Source organism: Vibrio sp. 1978 (assembly GCF_033344345.1).
The window spans coordinates 1-639 of record NZ_JAWPOP010000605.1; the positions used below are offsets into that span (position 1 = coordinate 1).

A 639-nucleotide genomic window follows, 5' to 3' on the forward strand; every position below is an offset into this window, starting at 1 on the left:
CCTCTACAGGAATACCAATTAAAACGCACTTTTTTATGTAACTTTTCTACTTATGTAAGAGTATTACAGTTTCTCTTTGAAACTTTGTTGATTCACATCAGGATCACGAATCTTAATAAGCATTGATGGAAAGATAGTCAATAAGCGCTTGTTTGTCGTTAAGATCAAAACGTTTTTTCGACTCTTACCAATCTTGTGCTTTTTGCTCTTTTTCTGGCCCAAATACCACCGACAACGGATCTTGATGGATCAATACATCCGCCTCTGGGAACAATGCCAACAAGTTATCTTCCACTTTATCGGCAATATAATGCGCCTCAATTAAACGCAAGTTGTCATCCAATTCCAAATGCAATTGAATAAAACGTGTTGGACCAGACATACGGGTACGCAACTGATGCACGCCCAACACGCCTTTCACGCTCAAACAGTCTTGGTCAATTTGCTCAAGCTATTCATAGGGCAGCTTTCTGTCGAGCAACGTTTGAATCGCTTCGCTGACCATTTTGAAGGCGCTGTAAAGAATGAAGATACCAATGCCAATCGCGAAAACCGCATCCGCTTGCGTTACACCAAAGTAGCTGAGCCCTAGCGCGACCATGATCGCTCCGTTCATGTATAAATCCGTTTGGTAGTGCA

General features: G+C 41.9%; 1 pseudogene. It reads right to left on the reverse strand.

Annotation, left to right across the window (positions count from 1 at the left end):
* Positions 1-184: 184 nt before the first annotated feature.
* Positions 185-639 (reverse strand): annotated as a pseudogene (locus R8N49_RS28085) (cation diffusion facilitator family transporter); the annotation flags it as partial.